This is a genomic window from Collinsella sp. SGI.180, assembly GCF_050313455.1.
Classification (GTDB): Bacteria; Actinomycetota; Coriobacteriia; order Coriobacteriales; family Coriobacteriaceae; genus Collinsella.
The window spans coordinates 50,617-71,900 of sequence record NZ_JBNPLL010000008.1 but is presented as its reverse complement, the minus strand read 5'-3'; the positions used below and the strand labels follow the sequence as shown (position 1 = coordinate 71,900).

Sequence of the window (21,284 nt, the reverse complement as noted above, 5' to 3'; positions counted from 1 at the left end):
GGGAGGCAGTTCACACTTCGTGCGGCGGGGGTTCTTTCGTCCTGTGGAATGCGCTGGGAAGTCACCCCATGCGGCCAGCTGAGGGGTCTTTGCTGCGTTCGTACAAGCAACCCAACATATTTCTGAATTTGGATGGGAGGGGCTTGTCGCTGTTGGGGGGGGCGTTGAAGTGCGAGTGACACGTTGGGATGCGCGGGCGCCTTGGGTTGGGGCAATGCTCTGGGATGAGCCTCTTACTTAGGCGAAGAGGGGCTTTATGGCTGAGAGGTAGTCTTTGGCTACGTCGGCCTTATCTGCTTGGAAGTTGTGCCAGGCCCACCATTGGACGGTGGCTACGAAGCTTGAGGCTATGTGGTGGAGGAGGAAGTTGCGATCCATGGTGCTGGCGGGGCCTGCGGGGTCGACAGGGACGGTTTCGGCTGCGCGCGACATGATGGTCTTGCGGAGACAGTCGGCGAAGACGCGCGAGCCGGCGCCGGCTACGAGGGCGCGTACGCCCTGACGACGATCCCAGAGGTTGTTGAGGATATGCTCGACCTGTACGAGCGGGTCATTGAGGGGTGTACCGTCATCGTCGAGGGCATGGGTGCAGATATCGCACACGAACTCAGCGAGCAGGTCATCTTTGCTCTTGAAGAGGCCGTAGAACGTTGCCCGACCCACATGGGCGCGAGCGATGATGTCGCCAACGGCAATCTTGCCGTAGTCCTCTTCGCGCAGGAGCTCGGAGAACGCCGCAATGATGGCAGCGCGGCTTTTTGCCTTGCGGGCATCCATGGCTATGCGTCCGCGTGAACGAGCAGACAGCGGAGCGTGCCGGAGCAACCCTCGTAGGGGCGTTTGCCGGCGCCGTAGCCGACGGCTTCGATGTGGTAGCGTGAAGGCAGTTGGTCGGACGTGCGCAGCGCGGTGACGATGGCGGCACCCGTTGGCGTCACGAGCTCGCCGGCGACCGGTGCAGGCGTGAGGGCGATATTGCCTGCCTGGCACAGGTTGACGACAGCGGGGACGGGAATGGGCATGAGGCCGTGGGCGCAGCGGATGGTTCCGTGGCCCTCGGAGAGCGACTCGACGACAATGTCCTCGATGCCCAGGTCGTCGAGGCAGATGGCGACCGAGCAGACGTCGACGATGGAGTCGACAGCGCCCACCTCGTGGAACATGACGGTGTCGGGCGTTTTGCCGTGAGCTTTGGCCTCGGCGGCGGCGAGCGCGGTAAAGATGGCGAGCGCGCGACGCTTGGCACCATCGCTTAGCTGCGAGCCATCGATGATGGCGGTGACGTCCGCCAAAGAACGGTGGTGATGGTGGTGGGCGTGATGGTGATCCTCGTGGCCATGACCGTGGCCCTCATGGCAATGCTCGTGGCAGTGCTCGTGTTCGTGTTCGCCATGGTCATGATGGTGGTGCTCATGCTCGTGCGTGTGCTCGGCAGCTGTTTCGTTGCCAAAGAGCCAGGCCATATCGTGATCATGGTTCTCGAGCTCCTCTGCCAACTGAACGTCAAAGTCGCAGGCGTCGATGCCATGCTTGTTTGCACGCGTGACGGCGATCGTAAAGCCGTCGACCGGCAGCGTGGCGAGCTGTTCGCGCAGGTGCTCCTCGCTGGCACCCAGGTCGAGCAGGGCCGCGACGGTCATATCGCCGCTGATGCCCGAGGTGCCGTCGATGATAAGCGTATGCTGATGGTTGGACATGGAATGCTCCTTAACGGGCGCAGGGTGTTCCGGCGCTCAGATGATTGATAAGACTTGCCTGGTAGGCGGCACCAAAGCCATTGTCGATATTGACGACCGAAACGCCGCTGGCGCAGGAGTTGAGCATGGCGAGCAGCGCGGCTACGCCACCAAAGCTCGCGCCGTAGCCCACGCTGGTGGGAACGGCGATGACCGGACAGCTTACCAGACCGCCGATAACGCTCGCCAGCGCGCCCTCCATGCCGGCAATGGCGATGACCACCTGTGCCTGGGCAAGTTCCTCGGCATGCGCGAGCAAGCGGTGCAGGCCGGCGACGCCTACGTCGTAGAGGCGGTCGACCTCGTTGCCGTAGAACTCGGCCGTCAACGCGGCTTCTTCGGCGACGGGCAAGTCGCTCGTGCCGGCGCAGGCGACAACGATGCGTCCGTTACCGGTAGGGGAGGGCTTACCGCCCACGAGGGCGAGCTGGGCGTTCGGGACATATCCCAGGTCGATCCCGTTGTCGAGAAGCTCCGAGGTGCGGGCTGCTTTTTCGGCATCCAGGCGCGTAACCAGGGTGCGCTCCTGACCGGCATCGCGCAGCGCTTTGATAATGGCGGCAATCTGCTCGGCGGTTTTACCGGCGCCGTAGACAACCTCACCGGCCCCCTGGCGCACCCCGCGCGAAAGATCGAGCTGCGCAAAACCCAGATCGGCGGTTGGCGCCGTTTGGATGCGCGTAAGGGCGTCGGCGGGGGTGACTGATCCGCCGGCAACATCGCTCAGCAGCTGCTCTAGATCTCGCTTATCCATATAAGTTCCCTTCGACGGCGCAAAGTCTAGCACTCAAAGGGTATGTTTCCGAACACTAAGACAAAATTGTTCGGAAACTAGATATAGGGGATTTGATTCTGTTGTTAGATGGATCGGCTAGTCACGCAGGATGATATCCATGGCGAGCATCAGGTTGCGCTCGTCGATGGCAAACGGAGCGGCCTCGCGCGTCTTGGGCTTGGCGCAAAATGCGATGCCCGTGCCCGCGGCCTGAATCATGGGGATGTCGTTGGCACCGTCGCCGATCGCCACGGTATGGGCCATATCGACACCGCACTCAACCGCCCAATCCAGTAGCTGGATGAGCTTGGATTCCTTGGTCACAATGTCTGCCGCCAGCTTGCCCGTGAGCTTGCCGTCTACGACCTCCAGGCGGTTGGCCAGGCAAAAATCGATGCCCGCGGCAGCTACGATCTTGTCGGCGACCTCGTGGAAGCCGCCGCTTACCACGCCGACCTTCCAGCCTTTGCTGTGCGCCGAGCGCACAAGCTCCAGTGCGCCGGGGGTAAACGTCACGCGCTCAAAGGTGCGCTCGAAAACGCTCTCGTCCAGGCCGGCAAGCAGCCCCACGCGCTCCTCGAGCGCCTGCTTAAAGTCGAGCTCGCCGCGCATGGCGCGTTCGGTGATCCGCGCAACCTGCCCGCCCACGCCTGCCTCCTCGCCCAACAGGTCGATGACCTCCTGGTTGATGAGCGTGGAATCGATATCCATAACGATGAGGCGTGAAGTCATGGTGGGCCTTTCCGAGTGCGGTTGTATTGTAGGCACATTGTCGCACGTGACAAGCGCGGGCGGGCAGTGCGGTGCGCCAATTGTTTCGTCTCCGTCAAGTCTTTGAGCGGGAGCCACTTTTTCGCGGTACATCGGCGCGGGTGCGATAAGATAGAACGCCATGTCCGGCTGCGCGGTTTACGCAGGCTGGGCAAATCTGTACGACGCCGCCCGGAACGACACGGGGCGGCACAGATCCATAAAGGAGGATCACTGGTATGAGCCAGACCCGTCCCATCGACGAGCATTCCATGCACACCCGTACCTGCGGCGAGCTTCGCCGCGAGAACGTGGGCGAAGAGGTTACCCTTACCGGTTGGGTGAGCCGTCGCCGCGACCACGGCGGCCTTATCTTCTGCGACCTTCGCGACCGCGAGGGCATCACGCAGCTCACCTTCGACCCCGAGCACTCCGACGGCGATGCCTTTAAGATCGCCGAGACCATGCGTCCCGAGTGGCCCATCAAGATTCACGGCGTCGTGCGCGCCCGTGGCGAGGAAACCACCAACGCCAAGCTCGCGACCGGCGAGATCGAGGTCCTGACCGACCACGCCGAGGTGCTCAACACCTCCGTCACCCCGCCGTTCCAGATCGAGGACGGCATCGAGACCAGCGAGGACACCCGTCTGCGCTATCGCTATCTGGACCTCCGTCGTCCCGAGATGATGGCCAACCTCAAGCTGCGCTCCGACTTCACCTTTGCCATTCGCGAGGCGCTTCACAACCGTGAGTTCATGGAGGTCGAGACGCCCTCCCTGTTCAAGTCTACGCCCGAGGGCGCCCGCGACTTCATCGTTCCCAGCCGTATTCAGCCGGGTAACTTCTACGCCCTGCCGCAGTCCCCGCAGCTCCTAAAGCAGCTGCTCATGGTCGGTGGCGTCGAGCGCTACTACCAGGTTGCCAAGTGCTTCCGCGACGAGGACTTGCGTGCCGACCGTCAGCCCGAGTTCACCCAGGTCGATATCGAGATGTCCTTCGTGGACCAGAACGACGTCATGAGCGCACTCGAAGAGGTCTTGGCCGACGCCTTCGGTCGCATGGGTGTCGAGATGCCCACGCCGCTGCGTCGCATGGACTACTGGGAGGCCATGGACACCTATGGCTCCGACAAGCCCGATACCCGCTATGGCATGCATCTGGTCGATCTGACCGACATCTTTGCCAACTCCAAGTTCAAGGTCTTTGCGACTGCCGCAAACGAGGAGGGCTCTGTCGTCAAGGCCATCAACGCCAAGGGCGCCGGTGCCTGGGCACGTGCCAAGATCGATAAGCTCGCCGGCGTGGCCTCCACGTTTGGCGCCAAGGGTCTGGCCTGGATCGCTTTCCGCGAGGACGGCTCCATCAACAGCCCCATCGTCAAGTTCTTCTCGGACGAGGAGATGGCGGCTCTGCGCGAGCGCATGAACGTCGAGCCTGGCGACCTCGTGATGTTCGCCGCCGGCCCGCGCCTGCTCTCTGACGAGATCCTGGGCGGCATGCGCTCTCACATGGCCAACGCACTCGAGATCAAACGCGAGGGGCACGACTTCCTGTGGGTCGTCAACTTCCCGCTGTTCCACTGGGATGAGGACCGCAAGGCCTATGCAGCCGAGCACCAGCCGTTCACTCTGCCGACCGAGACCGACATCGCCAAGATCGAGGCCGACCCGTTGGCTGCCGGTTCCTGCACCTACGACTTTGTCATGGACGGTTTTGAGGCCGGCGGCGGTGGCATGCGCATCCATAACGCCGAGATGCAGATGTCCATGCTCAAGCTCCTGGGCTTTACCGAGGAGCGCGCCGAGTCGCAGTTTGGCTTCCTCATGGAGGCGCTCAAGTTTGGTGCGCCCCCGATGGGCGGTTTTGCCCTGGGTCTGGACCGCGTGTGCATGCTGCTTACCGGCTCCGATTCTATCCGCGACGTCATGGCGTTCCCCAAGACGGCCAGCGGCTCCGACCTTATGTCGGGCGCCCCGAGTGCCGTTTCCGGCGCCCAGCTCAAGGACGTCAGCCTGCGCTTGATGTAGGCGAGCGGCTGCATATTGTCTCTAACGAGGGAAGGACGCGTGCCTTCCCTCGTTTTTATGCGCGGGCGTTGCGAGGGCATAGGGTGACCGGACGTCGCGGAAAGTGCGTCCCGGAATCTGCGTCCAGAATGGGCCGCGCTTTCCCAAAGGGGGCCCTCTGGGAAAGCGCGGCCCAGAATTCGGCAAAATAATGGGGCACAGTTTCCGGTTGAGCCTTCTGGCGGAAACTGTGTCCCATCGTTGACACTCGAAGTGGGATGTGGTTTCCGTCCCGCTCTCGACAAGCATCTAACGCTACAATAACTACCACGTGGCTGGGTTTGGCCGGCCAAATGTGCGATGCTGCGGGAGGGGACATGGTCGAGTTTACAAAGACGATTAAAGATCCGTTGGGATTACATGCCCGCCCGGTTGCGCTTCTCTATGACATTATCGCCAAGCATCGTAGTGACGTGTCGGTCAGCATCGGCGATCGCCACACGGATGGCCGCGATATCATGGGACTCATGGCCCTCTATGGTGAGTGCGGCGAGAGCGTCGTCTTTCGTGTTTCGGGCGTGGATGAGGCCTCGTGCGTCACGTCGATCAGAAATCTCTCACTCTAAGCGGAACAATGTAAAAAGGGGAGAGTCCCCTCTGTTGCATACATCGGTATGACAAGGCGCCGCAAAGAGACCGTCTTTGCGGTGCCTTTGTTTAGTATGGGAAACTTTTTCGAAAACTGAATAGAGATCCTTTCCAAAAAGTTAACCGCGTGTTAGTTTACTAGCTCGAACATAGACGTGGTTAACTTTTATCGCGTCGATGTTGAGGACGAACCGATGTTAGGAGCTCACTCATGTCTTGCGGACCGCAGATGCCGGCCATGCCGCTTTCGATGGTAAAAGCGGGCGAAACCGTGCGTGTGTCTCGTGTAAAGGGCAATGAGGACATAAAGCACCGTCTCAAGGACCTCGGCTTTGTCGAGGGCAGCGAGATCCACGTGGTGAGCTCGAGTGGCGCCAATATCATCGTCACGGTGCTGGGCTCACGCTTTGGCATCGATTCCAAGGTTGCCATGCACATCATGACCGTCGGTTAATCTGCAGCATTTCATAAAAACCGAAAGGGGGATAAGAGGATGAAGACGTTGGGTGACGTTAAGGTGGGCGAGAGCTCTACCATCGTCAAGCTTCACGGTGAGGGCGCACTTCGCCGCCACCTTATGGACCTGGGGCTCATCAAGGGCGCTTCGTTCAAGGTCGTGAAGGTTGCACCGCTCGGTGATCCGGTCGAGATCAACGTGCGCGGCTACGAGCTTTCCATCCGCAAGGAGGAGGCGGCCGTTGTCGAGGTCCAGTAAGGGCCCACGGCGTATATTTCTGCAGATAAAGTTAGAGATTTCTAACTTAATGCTGCAACTTTGAAGCACATTATCCAGCCCGCGCGGAGAAAGCAGCGCGGGCGCACAAGGAAGAAGGATTGAATGGCGGATTCTCAGATCCATGTCGCGCTGGCGGGTAACCCCAACTGCGGCAAGACCACGCTTTTCAACCTGATCACCGGCGCCAACGGCTACGTTGGCAACTGGCCCGGCGTCACGGTTGAGAAAAAGGAGGCCAAGCTCCTAAGCGACAAGAACGTTGCCATCACGGACCTCCCCGGCATCTACTCGCTTTCCCCCTACAGCCCCGAGGAGCAATGCTCACGCGATTACCTCATGAGCGGCGAGCCCGATGTCGTCGTTCAGGTGGTCGATGCCACCAACCTCGAGCGCAACCTTTACCTGGCGCTTCAGGTTATCGAGACCGGCCTACCCGTGGTCGTCGCTCTCAACATGGCCGACTTGGTCGAGAAGAACGGCGACAAGATCGACACGGACAAGCTCTCCAAGAAGCTCGGCTGCCCGGTCATGATGATTTCGGCCCTTAAGAACAAGGGTATTAAGGAGCTGTTCGAGCAGGTTAAGAAGTCCGCTGCTTCCAAGGGCCAGGTGCCGGAGCACAAGTTCGATTCCTCCATCGAGGACGTTCTAGATCACATTGAAAACAACCTGCCGGCGAGCGTGCCCGCCAACAAGCGTCGCTATTACGCCGTCAAGCTGTTCGAGCGTGATGCGGACGCCTGCAAGCTCATCAACCTCACCAAGGAGAAGGCCGCTCGCGTGGAAGAGCTGGTCGCCCAGTGCGAGCAGGACTGCGATGACGACGCCGAGTCCATCATCACCGGTGAGCGCTATGGCGTCATCGCGCACATCATCGACGAGTGCCTCACCAAGGCTCCGGCCAAGATGAGCACCTCCGAGAAGATCGACCGTGTGGTTACCAACCGTATCCTGGGCCTGCCGATCTTTGTGGTCATCATGTTCTGCGTGTACTACATCGCCGTTTCCACCCTGGGTGGCACGGTGACCGACTTCACCAACGACCAGCTCTTTGGTACCGACGGTTGGTATGTGCTCGGTCAGGGCCGCGACGCCTACGACGTGGCCGTCGAGGCTGCGGGCGACGATGCCGACTCGGTTGACCCGGCGCAGTACGGCCCCTATGTCCCGGGTATCACCACCGTGGTGCACGACGCCCTTGTGGCGGGTGGCACCGAGGACGGCGGCCTGGTCGATTCGCTGGTCTGCGACGGCATCGTCGGCGGTTTGGGCGCTATCTTCGGCTTCGTCCCGCAGATGTTCCTGCTGTTTGTCATGCTGTCCTTCCTGGAGGACTGCGGCTATATGGCCCGCGTCGCCTTCATCATGGACCGCGTGTTCCGCCGCTTTGGCCTGTCCGGTAAGTCCTTTATCCCCATGCTCGTGTCCTCGGGCTGCGGCGTCCCCGGCGTCATGGCCACCAAGACCATCGAGAACGAGAAAGACCGCCGCATGACGGTCATGACCACCACGTTTATTCCCTGTGGCGCCAAGCTGCCGATCATCGCCCTGCTCATGGGTTCCATCATCGGCGATTCTTCCACCACCGCCGCGTGGATCAGCCCGCTCTTCTACTTCCTGGGCGTCTTCGCCGTCATCGCCTCGGGCCTTATGCTCAAGAAGACCAAGCTCTTCGCCGGTCGCCCGACGCCGTTCGTTATGGAGCTTCCTGCCTACCATTTCCCGGCGATCCGCTCTTGGGCACTGCACGTGTGGGAGCGCTGCTGGGCCTTTATCAAGAAGGCCGGCACGGTCATCTTCGCATCCACCGTCGTTGTTTGGTTCCTCTCCAACTTTGGAAGCTACAACGGTTCCTTTGGCTTCCTGCCTGCAATGGACGGCATCCCCGAGGAGTTCATGGACTACTCCGTGCTTGCCATGCTCGGTAACCTGGTCGCTTGGATCTTCGCTCCGCTCGGCTTTAGTACCTGGCAGGCAACTGCGCTGACCGTCTCGGGCCTTGTGGCTAAGGAGAACGTCGTCGCCACCGCCGGCTCGCTGCTGTCCGTGGCTGACGCCGCCGAGACCGACCCGAGCCTGTGGACTGCGTTTGCCGGTATGTTCCCCACCATGGGAGCTTGCGTTGCCTTTGGTGCGTTCAACCTGCTGTGCGCTCCGTGCTTTGCCGCCATGGGCACTATCCGCAACCAGATGGACTCCGGCAAGTGGACCGCGATTGCCATCGGTTACGAGTGCGCCTTCGCTTGGGTGATCGGCCTGTTCATCAACCAGTTCTACAACCTGTTTGTGTTGGGACAGTTTGGTATCTGGACGATTGTGGCCATCGTTCTGCTGGTTGCGATGCTCTTCCAGATCTTTCGCCCTATCCCTGCGCATGCATGGACCGACGAGGACGAGACCAACACTGCTTCCGCCGCAGTTTCCGCTTAAGTCCGAATAAGGATTGGCCCCTTTCCACGAGCCCGGGTGTCCCAACGACACTCGGGCTTTTTGGCGTAATGGGGGACAGATTGCTTTGCTCCAGAAGTAAGATGTGGCGTTTCCGCAGATAAAACCGACCAAAATAAACCTGTCCCTTTTTGGCAGGTGGAAAATGGGGTAAAGTAAGTGATGGTTAACTAGAGGAGGCTTGCTATGGCACCTATCGATATTGTTGTTCTGGCTGTTATCGGCGTTGCGTTTGTCGCCGTGTGCGTGCGCATCTACCGCAAGGGCACCTGCGCCGACTGTGCTCAGGGTGGCGTTTGCACGGGGCATTGCTCCAACAAAAAGACGTGCGCTGCACTTAAGGGCGTAGACAAAATCGCCGAAGACTTGGGCCGCGGTATTCATTAGTCGAACGGCGCTTGGGCATGTATGACTGCAGATGCGGCGGTCGCTGATACGATAGGTACATCAGCAACTGCCGCCGAGCGGCTTAAACGAAAGGAAGCCTGTATGGAGTCCTGTGCCTACCCGATGCTCTTTAGCCCGATCAAGGTCGGTACGACCGAGGTCAAGAACCGCGTCTTTATGCCGCCGGTATCTACCAATCTAGCCGATCACGGCTATGTGACCGACGACTTGGTCGATCATTACCGTGCCCGCGCCAAGGGCGGCGTGGGCCTCATCATTACCGAGGTCGTGACGGTCGAGCCCACCTATACCTATCTGCCGGGTGACATGTGCTGCTACGACGACACGTTTATCCCCGGCTGGGAAAAGCTCGCCGCAGCCGTCCACGAGTATGGCTGCAAGATCATGCCGCAGCTCTTCCACCCCGCCTACATGGCCTTTAACATTCCGGGCACGCCGCGCCTGATCGCTCCGTCCTTTGTGGGCCCGTCCTATGCCCGCGAGGCACCGCGTCCTATCACGGTCGATGAGATTCACGAGCTTACGCATCAGTTTGGCGACGCTGCCGTACGTATGCAGAAGGCCGGTGTCGATGGCGTCGAGGTCCATGCGGCGCATGCCCACGGCATGCTCGGCGGCTTTTTGACTCCGCTCTACAACAAGCGTACCGACGAGTACGGCGGCTCGCTCGACGCCCGTATGCGCTTCCTGCTCGAGGTCATCGCCGAGATTCGCGAGCGCTGCGGCAAGGACTTTATCATCGACGTCCGCATTTCGGGCGATGAGTACACCGATGGCGGCCTGACCCTCAACGACATGATCTACGTCTCGCGTCGCCTGGAAAAGGCCGGCGTCGACATGATTCACGTGTCGGGCGGTACCACCATCAAGCGCGGCTCCGCGATTCCCGCCGCCGGTACCCAGCAGGCCTCGCACGCCGCCTGCTCGCGCGAGATCAAAAAGCACGTCAACATTCCCGTCGCCACCGTCGGACGCATTAACGAGGCCTGGATCGCCGAGGAGCTGATCGAGGACGGCGCGGCCGACATCTGTATGATGGGCCGCGCCAATCTGTGCGATGCCGAGTTCTGCAACAAGGCAGCCGCTGGCAACGCCGACGAGATCCGTCCCTGCATCGGTTGCCTGCGTTGCCTGAACGGCATTATGTTTGGCAAGCGCATCTCCTGCACCGTCAACCCGGACGTGGAGCACGACGAGGCTGGCTACGAGCCCGCCGCCGAGGCCAAGAACGTACTGGTTGTGGGCGCCGGTCCCGCGGGTATGGAGGCAGCCTACATTGCCGCCAAACGCGGTCATAACGTGGTGCTCGTGGATAAGCAGGACGAGCCGGGCGGCGAGATGCGCATCGCAGCCGTTCCGCCGGCAAAGCAGGAACTCACCCGCGTGATCAAGTATCAGTACCGTCGCCTGGCCGAGGCCGGCGTAAAGTGCGTCTTTGGCACCGAGCTTACTGCCGAGGACATTCAGCGTGACTACGCCGGCTACGAGGTCGTCCTGGCCTATGGCGCCGAGCCTATCGCCCCGGCCTTCATGCAGGGCTTTAAGCAGGTTATGACGGCTGACGACCTGTTGGGCGGCAAGGCTTTCCCGGGCAAGAAGATCGTCATCGTGGGTGGCGGCACCGTTGGCTGCGAGACGGCCGATTACCTGGCCCCGTTGGTCAACGACCTGTCGCCGGCCAACCGCGACGTCACCGTCATCGAGATGACCAAGACGCTCGCCGCCAACGAGGGTGGTGCCGGTCGCGCGGTGCTCATCACGCGCATGCTCTCAAAGGGCGTTCACGTGCTGACCGAGGCCAAGGTGACCGAGATTACCGAGGACACTATCAGCTACGAGAAGGACGGCGAGGTCCACACCATCGCCGGTGCCGATACGCTGGTGCTTGCTATGGGCTATCGTCCCAATACCAAGCTGGCCGACGACCTGGCGGCAGCCGGCGTTACCACTCACGTGCTGGGCGATGCCAACAAGTGCGGCAACATTCGCGACGCCATCGGCGATGGCTACAAGGTCGCCTGCGAGCTCTAGTCAACCCCCTGTTGCATGGGGACAGGTTACTTTGCACCAACTTGGTGCATGTGAACCTGACCCCATTGCACCATTTGATAAAACGCAAGCGACGGCCGTCCCGTGTTTGGGCGGCCGCCGCTTGCGTTTTATCAAAGAAAGATCATTGCCGAGCCTTAAATGCCTTTTGTCTGTGTGCCTTCCACAATCATGTTGCGGTTGTAGGCCAGGTGCAGATACATCGCATCGTGATCGATTGAGCCATACGAAAGCGAAATTATGCGTCTTAATTCCGTACGCAAATCAAGATGAAAACCGTTTGCGTCTCGGATAAATCAGTACGCAAACGGTTTTCGTCTTATATCTTGAAGGCCTACAGGCGAAACGATTCGGCAACGGTGGAGGTCGACCGATTTGAGTATGGCAGGCTGACGCTCGAAGGCAGCAACATAACGTTCGACGCGCTCACGTCGGCTCGCCAGGACTTGAGTTTTCACACGTTCGAGCATAAGTGTGTTGAACATCTCGGCATTTCTGAGCTAACGCCGGATATTATGCGCACGCTTCGCTTGCTCGGCAAAGATGGCTATACCAACGCTGCGGCGATTTTGGCGGATAAGAATGATTTTCCGGGCATCGACTGCGTCCGTTTTGGTGATACCGAGGATGTAATACTTGGATCGCGAGGCGGCGACAAATATATCCGCAATTGAGCAGGTGGACAGGGCGGTGGCTATGTTTGCACGCTACTACCGTTATGAACGTATCGAAGGGATGGAGCGCGTCCAAACCGATCGAATTCCTCTCGAGGCGTTTCGCGAAGCTGTCGCAAACGCTTTGGTGCATCGGACGTGGGACGTTCGAGCTATAGCAACCCGCATAGCGCGCCTTGATCATCAACCGTCCGTATTTCGCAGCAACTTATAACAGGCTCGGGGTGCCAATTTGGGGTGCAGTAGTGCTGCGCCACGAAAAGGGCCTATCTACTACGTTTAAGCCGCAGGGGTCAACCATAGTCGGCTTTTTCGGAAATCGACAAGCTGCCTACCTGCGGTTTTGTTTTCACGGTTTTTGGTATGGCCGAGGCTATCCGTGTTAACGTAGTAGATGGGCCACTTTTGTGGCAAGGGGCCGATCTGCGGGCTAGGGTAGCTAAAAGAGCCCCGTCCCAAAAAGACTGATTGGGAGCTGGGGCGTGTCGATGCGATAGTATTGCATGGTGGTATTCGACTAACCGAGGGTTTATCCGAGGGCTTTATGGAACAGCACCAGCATAATCAAAGCTTGCAAGATCAGGCATACAATGCACTGCGCTCCAAGATCATCTATGCCGAGCTCAAGCCCGGCACGCGCCTTTCGGCGATTGGTCTGGAAAAGGAGACGGGAATCGGGCGCACGCCCATTCGCGAGTCTTTTGTGCGCCTGCGTGAGCAAGAGCTGGTGGAAACGCGTCCCAAAAGCGGCACCTACGTCTCTAAGATCAGCATGGAGCGCGCCGAGAACGCCTGTTTCTTGCGCGAGAAACTCGAGCGAAGCGTACTCATTAAATGCTGCTCGGTCGCCACGCCCGAGCAAAAGCATCGGCTCGATCAGATTCTTGCCGAGTCCGAGTCGCTCGACCATGGCGAAACGCGTCGTTTCTTTGACCTGGACAACCTGTTCCATGAGACGTGTTTTGAGATTGCCGGCCGTCACATGTTGTGGGATTGGATGAAGAGCGTCAATACGCATTTTGAGCGATACAACTGGTTGCGTATGGTGTCGCAGGATCTAGATTGGGAGCCGATTCGTCGGCAGCATCGCCGGATTCTCGAGGCCATTAAGAGGGGCGATACCGACGCGGCGAGCTATCTGGCAGAGACACACCTGCACCTGATGCCCGAAGAGCAAGGTCCGGTTATCGCCTTACATCCCGATTATTTTGAGCTGTCCAAAGACTCGGCTATCTAGCCCATTATCGCATCTGCTCGAGACACAAAAACGATGCTGTTCACCTACAGCGTTTTGCAACCGAGATTTTTAAAAAATGCCTAAAATGGCTCAGACTGCCGACAATGGGGAAACGGGGTGCGCTATGGCGCAGATGAGAATCAAGGACATTGCCGTCGAGGCGGGTGTGAGCCCGGCCACGGTCTCGCGCTATCTCAATAACCGCCCCGGGCAAATGACCGAGGAAACCCGTGCTCGCATTGCGGAGGTTATCGAGCGCACCGGCTATCGCCCACGTGCCGCCGCGCGCAATCTGCGCAGCTCGCGTACCAACCTCATCGGCGTGATCTTGGCCGACATCGCCAACCCGTTCTCTAGCGCCATGCTCGAGGGCCTTTCCGCCAGCGCCGCCGCGCGCGGCTGCTCGCTCATGACAGCCATTAGCGGCAACGATCCCGCCAAGGAGGCCGAGTCGCTCACCAGGCTTATCGACGCTGGCGTGGACGGCCTGGTCGTCAATACCTGCGGTGGTAACGACGAGGCGATCGTCGCGGCAGCGGGACGCCTGCCCGTTGTGCTGCTCGACCGCGACGTTGCCGACGGCGGTGTCGATCTGGTGACATCTAACAACCGTGAGCTGGTCGCCGGCTTGGTAGACGCCTTGACCGCCGCTGGCAGCGAGTGCCTGTGCCTGCTCACCGAAGCAAGCGACGACAGCCCCGTCCGTCGCGAGCGCGACGAGGCCTTTACCGACGAGCTTTCGCGCCGCGGCCTTGCCGGCGAGGTTATCACCTTGGCCGATGGCGGCGCCACGGGCGTCGGCCGCCTAGACGAGACCATCCGCGGCTATGCAGGAAAAGAGCTCGGCCTCATTGCCGTCAACGGCCTGGTTTTCCTGAGCCTGACCGAGGCGCTGGCGCAGCTTGGCCCCTCGCTGCCGGCGGGGCTCAAGATCGCGACGTTTGACGACTGTCCCTGGAACCATGTGCTCTTTGGCGGAGTCACCACGGCCGTGCAGGACACCCTCACCATCGCCGAGCGCGTGGTCGATCGCCTCTCCGAGCGTATCGACGTTGTTACCACCACCGTGGGCGATGCCGCAAAGCTGGCGCCCGAACGCATCGAGGTTCCCGGCCACATCGAACACCGCGCTTCGACCTCGCGCTAGCCGCTCGTTCGTAACTGCCTGTTCGAGCACGTTTTTTGGGCGCTTGATACGCTTTAACCCTGCGGAAACATTTTTCTGCGATAGTATCTGCGATATAGACCAGTCGAAACCCGCCCGAAAGAAAGGGGAGCGACATGAACCAGCAGAACATCGATTACGTACTCCGTTCCGTAGAGCAGCGTGACATCCGCTTTGTGCGTCTGTGGTTTGTCGACATTCTCGGCCGCCTCAAGAACTTTGCCATTAGCCCCGAAGACCTCGAGGTCGCTTTTGAGGAGGGTATTGGCTTTGACGGCTCCGCCATCGAGGGCTTTGCCACGCCCGAGGAAGCCGACATGCTCGCGTTCCCTGACGCCTCGACCTTCCAGATCCTGCCGTGGCGCCCGAGCCATAACGGCGTCGCCCGCGTGTTCTGCGATGTGTGTACTCCCGATCGCAAGCCGTTTGCCGGCGACCCGCGCGACGCCCTGCGCCGCATGTTCTATAAGGCCGAGAAGGCCGGCTACCTGCTCAACGTGGGTGCCGCGCTGGAGTATTACTACTTCCCCGACGAGCACACCCCCGAGCCGCTCGACAACGTGGGCTACTTCGACCTTTCGGTGAGCGATGCCGCTCGCGACCTGCGCCGCAATACGGTGCTCACGCTCGAGAAGATGTCCGTGCCCGTGGAGTACACCTTCCACGCCGCCGGCCGCTCGCAGCACGGCATTAGCTTGCGTCACGCCGAGGCCCTGAGCATGTCCGACGCCATCACCACGGCCAAACTCATCATTAAGCAGCAGGCCTACGAGAGCGGTTGCCACGCCTCCTTTATGCCCAAGCCGCTGGCGGGCGAGGACGGCAGCGCCATGTTTTTGCATCAGTCGCTGTTCGACCACGACGGCAACAACGTCTTTTGGGGCGAGGACGACGAGAAGTACCACCTCTCCGATATCGCCAAGCACTATATGGCCGGCATTCTGGCACACGCGCGCGAGATCAGCGCCATCACCAACCCCACGGTCAACTCGTACAAGCGCATCACCACGGGCGGCGACTCCGTGCCACAGTACGCTACGTGGGGCCTGCGCAACCGCGCGAGCATGGTCCGCATCCCGGTCTACAAGCCCGGCAAGCAGCTGTCCACGCGCATCGAGCTTCGCAGCCCCGATCCCATGGCCAATCCGTACCTGGTCAACGCCGTCACGCTGGCGGCTGGTCTGGACGGCATCGAGCGCAAGCTGGAACTCCCGCCCGAGGCAACGGCCGAGACGCTCAAGCTTACCGACCGTCAGATGGTCGAGGCCGGCTATACGCCGCTGCCGCGCTCGCTCAAAGAGGCGCTCGACGTGTTTGAGGACTCGCAGTTTATGAAGGATGCTCTCGGCGAGCACATCCACAGCTTCTTCCTCAAAAAGAAGCGCGACGAGTGGCATAAGTTTGAGTCCACGATCACCGAGTGGGAGATCAAGCATTATCTGGCGAACTCCTAATCGCGCCGGCTTGTTCCAGTACGATTGAGCTCATTTCCTTGGAGGCCGATATGTCCGAAAAGAGTGCCCTGTTCATGGCGCGCACGACGCGCTTCCACGAGTTTGCCCGCAGCTTGACGACCACCCTGGGTGTCGAGGTGAGCCTGGCAACCCCCGATTCGCCGACTGCGGCGCACGACTTTGACCTGCTGATCCTCGATTCCGATGGCATCCGCAGCGACCGCATCGATCAGATTGACAAATGGCTCGACGACCGCGGCGGCGTTCCCATGTTGGTAATCGTCGACGACGAGGCGCTCGGCACCCTGCGCCTGCCCAATCACGCGCATGCCGACTTTGTATGCCCCACGGCGACACCCAACGAGCTGAAGGCTCGTGCGCAGCGCCTGATGGGCGAGGAGGAGACCATCACCGCCGACGATGTGCTCAACATCGATAACCTCGAGATTAACCTGGCTACCTACCAGGTGACACTCGACGACGAGCCCATCGACCTGACGCTGATGGAGTACTCGCTGCTGAGCTTTTTGGCGACGCATCCCAACCGTGCCTACAGCCGCGAAGTGCTGCTGCACCGCGTGTGGGGTTTTGAGTACTGCGGCGGCACGCGCACCGTCGACGTGCACATTCGACGTATCCGCTCTAAGGTGGGCCCGCAGATCGCGGCGCACATTACCACCGTCCGCGGCGTGGGCTATCTGTTTAAGGACTAGCTTTTCACCGCAAAGGGGGCAGGCGCCTTCGTGGTGGTTTTGCCGCATGCGTGGATCCCTTTCGAGTTTGCAGCAGAACTTAAGCATTCCTTAAAGATTGCGTTCTCATACACGTTCGCCCGCATATTGGGGTACAACTCAACGTGAACAATGATGGCCCGCCACATGTTTGGCGGGCCTTTGGTTATTAGACGAAAGGATCGCAGTCATGAGCGAGAACGATTCCCAGCGTCCCCAGGATGTGGGCAACGCTGGCGAGACCCAGCAGCAGCCGCGCGTGCAGGTGGAGTCGACGCCTGCCGACGGCAACATTCCCTACGTGCAGGCCTACGACACACGGACCGGCCAGCCGCTGGGTGGTCAGCAGGTTGTAAACAAGCACACGGTGGTCAAGACCAAGACCAAAAAGCTGCCGATCTTTATTACGGCGCTCGCCGGCTGCGCCTGCGGCGCCCTGCTGGTCATCGCGCTCATTATGAGTGGCACGCTCAACATTGGCGGCGGAAAGAATGTCGTGACGGCGGGTGCTTCGGGTTCATCGACGCAAAAGATTACGATCGACTCCGAGGACACCACGCTTGCCGAGGCCGTTTCTGCCAAGGCCCTGCCCTCCGTCGTTTCCATCACCGCCACTTCGAGCGGTAGCCAGAATGGCTCGCTTTCGCAGTCTGCCGACGAGTCGGATGGTTCGGGCAGCGTCGGTTCGGGCGTGGTGCTCGATACCGAGGGCCACATCCTCACCAACAACCATGTGGTCGATGGTTACGATCAGTACGTGGTTACCATGGACGACGGTACCACCTACGAGGCCGAGTTCGTGGGCAACGACGCCTCGAGCGACCTGGCCGTCATCAAGCTCAAGGATGCTGACGCCTCCAAGCTCACCCCGATCGAGATTGGTGATTCCTCCAAGCTCAACGTGGGCGAGTGGGTCATGGCGATCGGCTCGCCGTTCGGCAACGAGCAGTCTGTCTCCACGGGCATTGTCTCGGCGCTCTATCGCTCCACGGCCATGAGCTCTACCAGCGGCAACACCATCTATGCCAACATGATTCAGACCGATGCCGCCATCAACCCGGGCAACTCCGGCGGCGCGCTCGTTAACGACAATGGCGAACTCGTGGGTATTAACTCTCTTATCGAGAGCTACTCGGGCTCCAGCTCGGGCGTGGGCTTTGCCATTCCGGTCAACTATGCCAAGAACATCGCCGACCAGATCATCGACGGCAAGACGCCGGTTCACCCGTACCTGGGCGCCACGCTTTCGAGCGTCAACGCGCTCAACGCCCGCACTAACAATCTCGGCACCGATAGCGGCGCGTATGTGGCAAGTGTCGTCGAGGACGGTCCTGCCGCCAAGGCTGGCATCCAAGAGGGCGATGTCGTCACCAAGCTGGGTGACGATGAGATTACGAGCGCCGATGGCCTGATTATCGCGCTGCGCAGCCACGAGGTGGGCGAGAAGGTCGAGATCACGCTCGTGCGCGGCAAGGAAGAGAAAAAGGTCACGGTCGAGCTGGGTTCTGATGAGGAGCTGCAGAACCAGCAGCAGAACGACAGCGCGACCGACACCGGCAACGGCGGCATTACCGACGAGCAACTGCGCCAGTACCTGGAAGAACTGCTGGGCCAACAGGGTCAGGGGCAAGGCTACGGTCAGGGTTTCTAACGAGCTGTATCGCACATATCGAAGCCAGAGGGGCTGTTCCGCCAGCGCGGGACAGCCCCTCTTCTCTTATTGATCCGTTGGGGACGGAGGAAAACGGATCATTTAGAAATGGCAAGGGCATGGTTCGGAAGGGCTTGGACAGTTAGTTCAGATTTGTATAAAACGGGTGCGGTCAGAGGCGTGTTTTGAGCGGTTTTGAAATGAAAGACGGGCCGAGATGGGTGTCTCGAAGACGGAAGCAAACCTAATTTGCCGTTCAGAACGATTGATTGGGGCGAAAAGCCGATATTTCAGCTCGATTCGGCGCGCGTAATTATACAAATCTGAACTAACTGTCCAACCCTGGTCCGGTCGCTGCCAATTCGGTGCGGTTTGAGACTGCTATTCGGCCCCATCGCGACCGGTGGTACTCTTGTATCCGTTTGAAATCGAGCGAAGGAGTGCCGCTATGGAGCAATCGAGCCTGTTTGGTGACGGCGTGGACATCGATACCGAAACGCCAGCGAGCACGGATACCGCTGCGCCGGCCGATACCCGTGCCCAGGCGGCAGCGCGCGCGGCTGAGTTGCGCCACGAGCTCGACTACCATGCTTACCGCTACTACATGCTCGATGCGCCCGAGATCACGGACGCTGCCTTTGACAAAATGCTCGTTGAGCTGCAGGAAATCGAGGCTGCCTACCCCGACCTGGTGACGCCCGACAGCTATACCCAGCGCGTGGGCGGCTACGTGAGCGAGCAGTTTACGCCGGTCACGCACATGGCACGCATGTATTCCATGGACGATGCCATGGATCTGGACGAGCTCGACGCATGGCTCCAGCGCACCGAGGATGCGCTCGGTGCCGGTAGCGTTACCTATACCTGCGAGCTTAAGATCGACGGCCTGGGCGTCGCGCTTACCTACCAAAACGGCACCTTCGTACGCGCCGCCACGCGCGGTGACGGCACCACGGGCGAGGACGTATCGCTCAACGTGCGCACTATCAAGGATGTGCCCATGCACCTATCCGAGCCGGCGCTCGCCCATATGGGCACCGACCGCGAGCGCACCATCGAGGTACGCGGCGAGGTGTACATGCCCAAGGGCAGCTTTGTTCGTCTGAATGAAGAGGCCGATGCCGAGGGCCGCGACCCCTTCGCCAACCCGCGCAACGCCGCTGCCGGATCCTTGCGCCAGAAGGATCCCAAGGTCACGGCGCGCCGCGACCTGGCCACCTTTATCTATGCCATCGCCGATACCGATCCGCTGCACGTCCACAGCCAGCGCGAGTTTCTGGACTGGTTGCGTAGCGCCGGCTTTAGCGTCAACCCTAACGTGGCTCGTTGTGCCACGCCGGCCGAGGTCCACGAGTTCTGTGCCCAGGCGCTCGAGCACCGCGGCGACCTGGATTACGACATCGACGGCGTGGTCGTAAAGGTCGACAGCTTCCAGCAGCAGCTCGACCTGGGCTTTACCGCTCGCGCACCACGCTGGGCCATTGCCTTTAAGTTTCCGCCCGAGGAAAAGCAGACCATTCTGCGCGAAATTCGCATCCAGGTGGGCCGCACCGGTGTGCTCACGCCGGTCGCCGAGTTCGACCCGGTGACGGTTGCCGGCTCCACCATCGCGCGCGCCACGCTGCACAACATCGACGAGATCCGCCGCAAAAACGTGCGCGAGGGCGATACCATCATCGTGCACAAGGCGGGCGACGTTATCCCCGAGGTCGTGGGTCCGGTGCTCGACAAGCGTCCGGCCGATTCGGTCGACTGGTATATGCCCGAGGTCTGCCCCGTGTGCGGTAGCCCCGTGGTCCACGAGGATGGCGAGGTGGCTTACCGCTGCGTGTCCATCGACTGCCCCGCACAGCTCAAGGAGCGCCTGCTCCACTGGGTGAGCCGCGGCTGCATGGACGTCGATGGCCTAGGCGACGAGATCGTCGACAAGATGATCGCCGCCGGCCTGATCCACGATGTCGCAGACTTCTACCAGCTCACGGTCGACGACATCGCAGGCCTGGACACGGGGCGCACCTATGCCAGCTCCAACAGCAGAAAGGGCGTTAAGAAGGGCGACCCCATTCCGGTAGGCCTCAAGACGGCCGAAAAGATCGTCGCCGAGCTCAACAAGTCCAAGAGTCAGCCGCTCGGTCGCGTGCTGTTTGCCCTGGGCATCCGTCACGTGGGCAAGAGCGTGGGGGAGGTCATCGCCGAGCGATTCCTGTCGATTGACAAGCTTATCTTGGCGAGTGAAGAGGATATTGCCGAGTGCGAGGGCATCGGCCCCAAGATTGCGGCGAGCGTCAAGCAGTTCCTGGCCGTGCCCGAGAACCTTGCCGTCCTGGAACGTCTGCGCCAGGCGGGCCTGTCGCTCGAGGTCGATTTGGGCGCCGCGCACGCGCAAGCCGCAGCCGACGCTGGCGTGGCAGGCGAGCTCGCCGACGCACAGCCGCTCGCGGGTCTGACCTTCGTGCTGACAGGCACGCTCGTCAACCGCACGCGCGACGAGGCGGGCGCGGCGCTCAAGGTGCTCGGCGCCAAGGTCTCGGGCAGCGTATCAAAGAAGACGAGCTATCTGGTTGCCGGTCCCAAAGCGGGTTCCAAGCTTACCAAGGCCGAGCAGCTGGGCGTACCCGTGCTGGACGAGGACGCACTCGAGCAGATCCTGGCTACCGGTGAGGTGCCCCAGGCTTAAGGCATCAATAGTCAAATTGAAGAACCGCCCGAAAGCGCGATGCCTTCCGGGCGGTTCTTGCTTTGTTGGGGAAACCGGCATCGTGATCTGCGTCACGTAGGTCGCGGGGTCGTCGCTGATGATGTCGTCAATGAGGGCG

18 protein-coding genes are annotated in these 21,284 nt (G+C 60.5%); 14 read left to right on the top strand and 4 right to left on the bottom strand.

The window, feature by feature from the left end:
* Positions 1 to 237: 237 nt before the first annotated feature.
* The 4 genes from ACQRAP_RS04940 to serB form a co-directional block, all read right to left on the bottom strand.
* On the bottom strand, positions 238 to 777 hold the full coding sequence (locus ACQRAP_RS04940; RefSeq protein ID WP_427795054.1) for a TetR/AcrR family transcriptional regulator: 540 nt from the start codon (positions 775 to 777) through the stop codon (positions 238 to 240).
* Positions 778 to 779: 2 nt separating this feature from the next.
* Entirely contained in the window at positions 780 to 1,697 is a 918-nt protein-coding gene (locus tag ACQRAP_RS04935; RefSeq protein WP_427795052.1) for a LarC family nickel insertion protein, read from the bottom strand.
* Positions 1,698 to 1,707: 10 nt separating this feature from the next.
* The gene (gene larB / locus ACQRAP_RS04930; RefSeq protein ID WP_427795051.1) at positions 1,708 to 2,490 is read right to left on the bottom strand and encodes a nickel pincer cofactor biosynthesis protein LarB; all 783 of its coding nucleotides are present in this window, start codon (positions 2,488 to 2,490) and stop codon (positions 1,708 to 1,710) included.
* A gap of 117 nt (positions 2,491 to 2,607) precedes the next feature.
* Positions 2,608 to 3,243 (bottom strand): phosphoserine phosphatase SerB, encoded by a 636-nt coding sequence (gene serB, locus ACQRAP_RS04925; protein WP_427795050.1) that lies wholly within the window; start codon positions 3,241 to 3,243, stop codon positions 2,608 to 2,610.
* Positions 3,244 to 3,500: 257 nt separating this feature from the next.
* Here serB and aspS point away from each other — a divergent pair, with 257 nt between their 5' ends.
* The 14 genes from aspS to ligA all read left to right on the top strand — a co-directional run bounded on the left by aspS (position 3,501) and on the right by ligA (position 21,145).
* Entirely contained in the window at positions 3,501 to 5,288 is a 1,788-nt protein-coding gene (aspS, locus tag ACQRAP_RS04920; protein ID WP_427729277.1) for an aspartate--tRNA ligase, read from the top strand.
* 356 nt (positions 5,289 to 5,644) lie between these two features.
* The gene (locus ACQRAP_RS04915) at positions 5,645 to 5,893 is read left to right on the top strand and encodes an HPr family phosphocarrier protein (protein WP_427719814.1); all 249 of its coding nucleotides are present in this window, start codon (positions 5,645 to 5,647) and stop codon (positions 5,891 to 5,893) included.
* Between the two features lie 233 nt (positions 5,894 to 6,126).
* Entirely contained in the window at positions 6,127 to 6,369 is a 243-nt protein-coding gene (locus ACQRAP_RS04910; RefSeq protein ID WP_427719813.1) for a FeoA family protein, read from the top strand.
* 39 nt (positions 6,370 to 6,408) lie between these two features.
* Positions 6,409 to 6,630 (top strand): FeoA family protein, encoded by a 222-nt coding sequence (locus ACQRAP_RS04905; protein ID WP_427794177.1) that lies wholly within the window; start codon positions 6,409 to 6,411, stop codon positions 6,628 to 6,630.
* A gap of 123 nt (positions 6,631 to 6,753) precedes the next feature.
* The gene (gene feoB / locus ACQRAP_RS04900; RefSeq protein ID WP_427795049.1) at positions 6,754 to 9,081 is read left to right on the top strand and encodes a ferrous iron transporter B; all 2,328 of its coding nucleotides are present in this window, start codon (positions 6,754 to 6,756) and stop codon (positions 9,079 to 9,081) included.
* 204 nt (positions 9,082 to 9,285) lie between these two features.
* Entirely contained in the window at positions 9,286 to 9,486 is a 201-nt protein-coding gene (locus tag ACQRAP_RS04895; protein ID WP_195443947.1) for a hypothetical protein, read from the top strand.
* A 102-nt stretch (positions 9,487 to 9,588) separates the two neighbouring features.
* Positions 9,589 to 11,538 (top strand): NAD(P)/FAD-dependent oxidoreductase, encoded by a 1,950-nt coding sequence (locus ACQRAP_RS04890; RefSeq protein ID WP_427795048.1) that lies wholly within the window; start codon positions 9,589 to 9,591, stop codon positions 11,536 to 11,538.
* Positions 11,539 to 11,825: 287 nt separating this feature from the next.
* Positions 11,826 to 12,230, top strand: coding sequence for a hypothetical protein (locus tag ACQRAP_RS04885; RefSeq protein WP_427795047.1), 405 nt, complete (start codon positions 11,826 to 11,828; stop codon positions 12,228 to 12,230).
* Positions 12,231 to 12,774: 544 nt separating this feature from the next.
* The gene (locus ACQRAP_RS04880) at positions 12,775 to 13,467 is read left to right on the top strand and encodes a GntR family transcriptional regulator (protein ID WP_427719797.1); all 693 of its coding nucleotides are present in this window, start codon (positions 12,775 to 12,777) and stop codon (positions 13,465 to 13,467) included.
* A 124-nt stretch (positions 13,468 to 13,591) separates the two neighbouring features.
* A complete protein-coding gene (locus ACQRAP_RS04875; RefSeq protein ID WP_427795046.1) occupies positions 13,592 to 14,614 on the top strand; it encodes a LacI family DNA-binding transcriptional regulator in 1,023 nt (340 codons plus the stop codon).
* Positions 14,615 to 14,748: 134 nt separating this feature from the next.
* Entirely contained in the window at positions 14,749 to 16,086 is a 1,338-nt protein-coding gene (locus ACQRAP_RS04870; protein ID WP_427795045.1) for a glutamine synthetase family protein, read from the top strand.
* Between the two features lie 50 nt (positions 16,087 to 16,136).
* Positions 16,137 to 16,799 (top strand): response regulator transcription factor, encoded by a 663-nt coding sequence (locus ACQRAP_RS04865; protein WP_427795044.1) that lies wholly within the window; start codon positions 16,137 to 16,139, stop codon positions 16,797 to 16,799.
* Positions 16,800 to 17,007: 208 nt separating this feature from the next.
* Positions 17,008 to 18,468, top strand: a complete 1,461-nt coding sequence (locus ACQRAP_RS04860; RefSeq protein WP_427795043.1) for a S1C family serine protease — start codon at positions 17,008 to 17,010, stop codon at positions 18,466 to 18,468.
* Positions 18,469 to 18,916: 448 nt separating this feature from the next.
* Positions 18,917 to 21,145, top strand: a complete 2,229-nt coding sequence (ligA, locus tag ACQRAP_RS04855) for an NAD-dependent DNA ligase LigA (protein ID WP_427795042.1) — start codon at positions 18,917 to 18,919, stop codon at positions 21,143 to 21,145.
* Positions 21,146 to 21,284 lie beyond the last annotated feature (139 nt).

Excerpts from the sequence above, each read along its gene's own strand:
- ACQRAP_RS04885 (WP_427795047.1), top strand. The coding sequence starts at position 11,826 with ATGAAAACCGTTTGCGTCTCGGATAAATCAGTACGCAAACGGTTTTCG.
- ACQRAP_RS04940 (WP_427795054.1), bottom strand. The coding sequence starts at position 777 with ATGGATGCCCGCAAGGCAAAAAGCCGCGCTGCCATCATTGCGGCGTTC.
- aspS (WP_427729277.1), top strand. The coding sequence starts at position 3,501 with ATGAGCCAGACCCGTCCCATCGACGAGCATTCCATGCACACCCGTACC.
- serB (WP_427795050.1), bottom strand. The coding sequence starts at position 3,243 with ATGACTTCACGCCTCATCGTTATGGATATCGATTCCACGCTCATCAAC.
- ACQRAP_RS04905 (WP_427794177.1), top strand. The coding sequence starts at position 6,409 with ATGAAGACGTTGGGTGACGTTAAGGTGGGCGAGAGCTCTACCATCGTC.
- ACQRAP_RS04910 (WP_427719813.1), top strand. The coding sequence starts at position 6,127 with ATGTCTTGCGGACCGCAGATGCCGGCCATGCCGCTTTCGATGGTAAAA.
- feoB (WP_427795049.1), top strand. The coding sequence starts at position 6,754 with ATGGCGGATTCTCAGATCCATGTCGCGCTGGCGGGTAACCCCAACTGC.
- ACQRAP_RS04895 (WP_195443947.1), top strand. The coding sequence starts at position 9,286 with ATGGCACCTATCGATATTGTTGTTCTGGCTGTTATCGGCGTTGCGTTT.
- ligA (WP_427795042.1), top strand. The coding sequence starts at position 18,917 with ATGGAGCAATCGAGCCTGTTTGGTGACGGCGTGGACATCGATACCGAA.
- ACQRAP_RS04935 (WP_427795052.1), bottom strand. The coding sequence starts at position 1,697 with ATGTCCAACCATCAGCATACGCTTATCATCGACGGCACCTCGGGCATC.
- ACQRAP_RS04890 (WP_427795048.1), top strand. The coding sequence starts at position 9,589 with ATGGAGTCCTGTGCCTACCCGATGCTCTTTAGCCCGATCAAGGTCGGT.
- ACQRAP_RS04865 (WP_427795044.1), top strand. The coding sequence starts at position 16,137 with ATGTCCGAAAAGAGTGCCCTGTTCATGGCGCGCACGACGCGCTTCCAC.
- ACQRAP_RS04870 (WP_427795045.1), top strand. The coding sequence starts at position 14,749 with ATGAACCAGCAGAACATCGATTACGTACTCCGTTCCGTAGAGCAGCGT.
- ACQRAP_RS04875 (WP_427795046.1), top strand. The coding sequence starts at position 13,592 with ATGGCGCAGATGAGAATCAAGGACATTGCCGTCGAGGCGGGTGTGAGC.
- ACQRAP_RS04915 (WP_427719814.1), top strand. The coding sequence starts at position 5,645 with ATGGTCGAGTTTACAAAGACGATTAAAGATCCGTTGGGATTACATGCC.
- ACQRAP_RS04860 (WP_427795043.1), top strand. The coding sequence starts at position 17,008 with ATGAGCGAGAACGATTCCCAGCGTCCCCAGGATGTGGGCAACGCTGGC.
- ACQRAP_RS04880 (WP_427719797.1), top strand. The coding sequence starts at position 12,775 with ATGGAACAGCACCAGCATAATCAAAGCTTGCAAGATCAGGCATACAAT.
- larB (WP_427795051.1), bottom strand. The coding sequence starts at position 2,490 with ATGGATAAGCGAGATCTAGAGCAGCTGCTGAGCGATGTTGCCGGCGGA.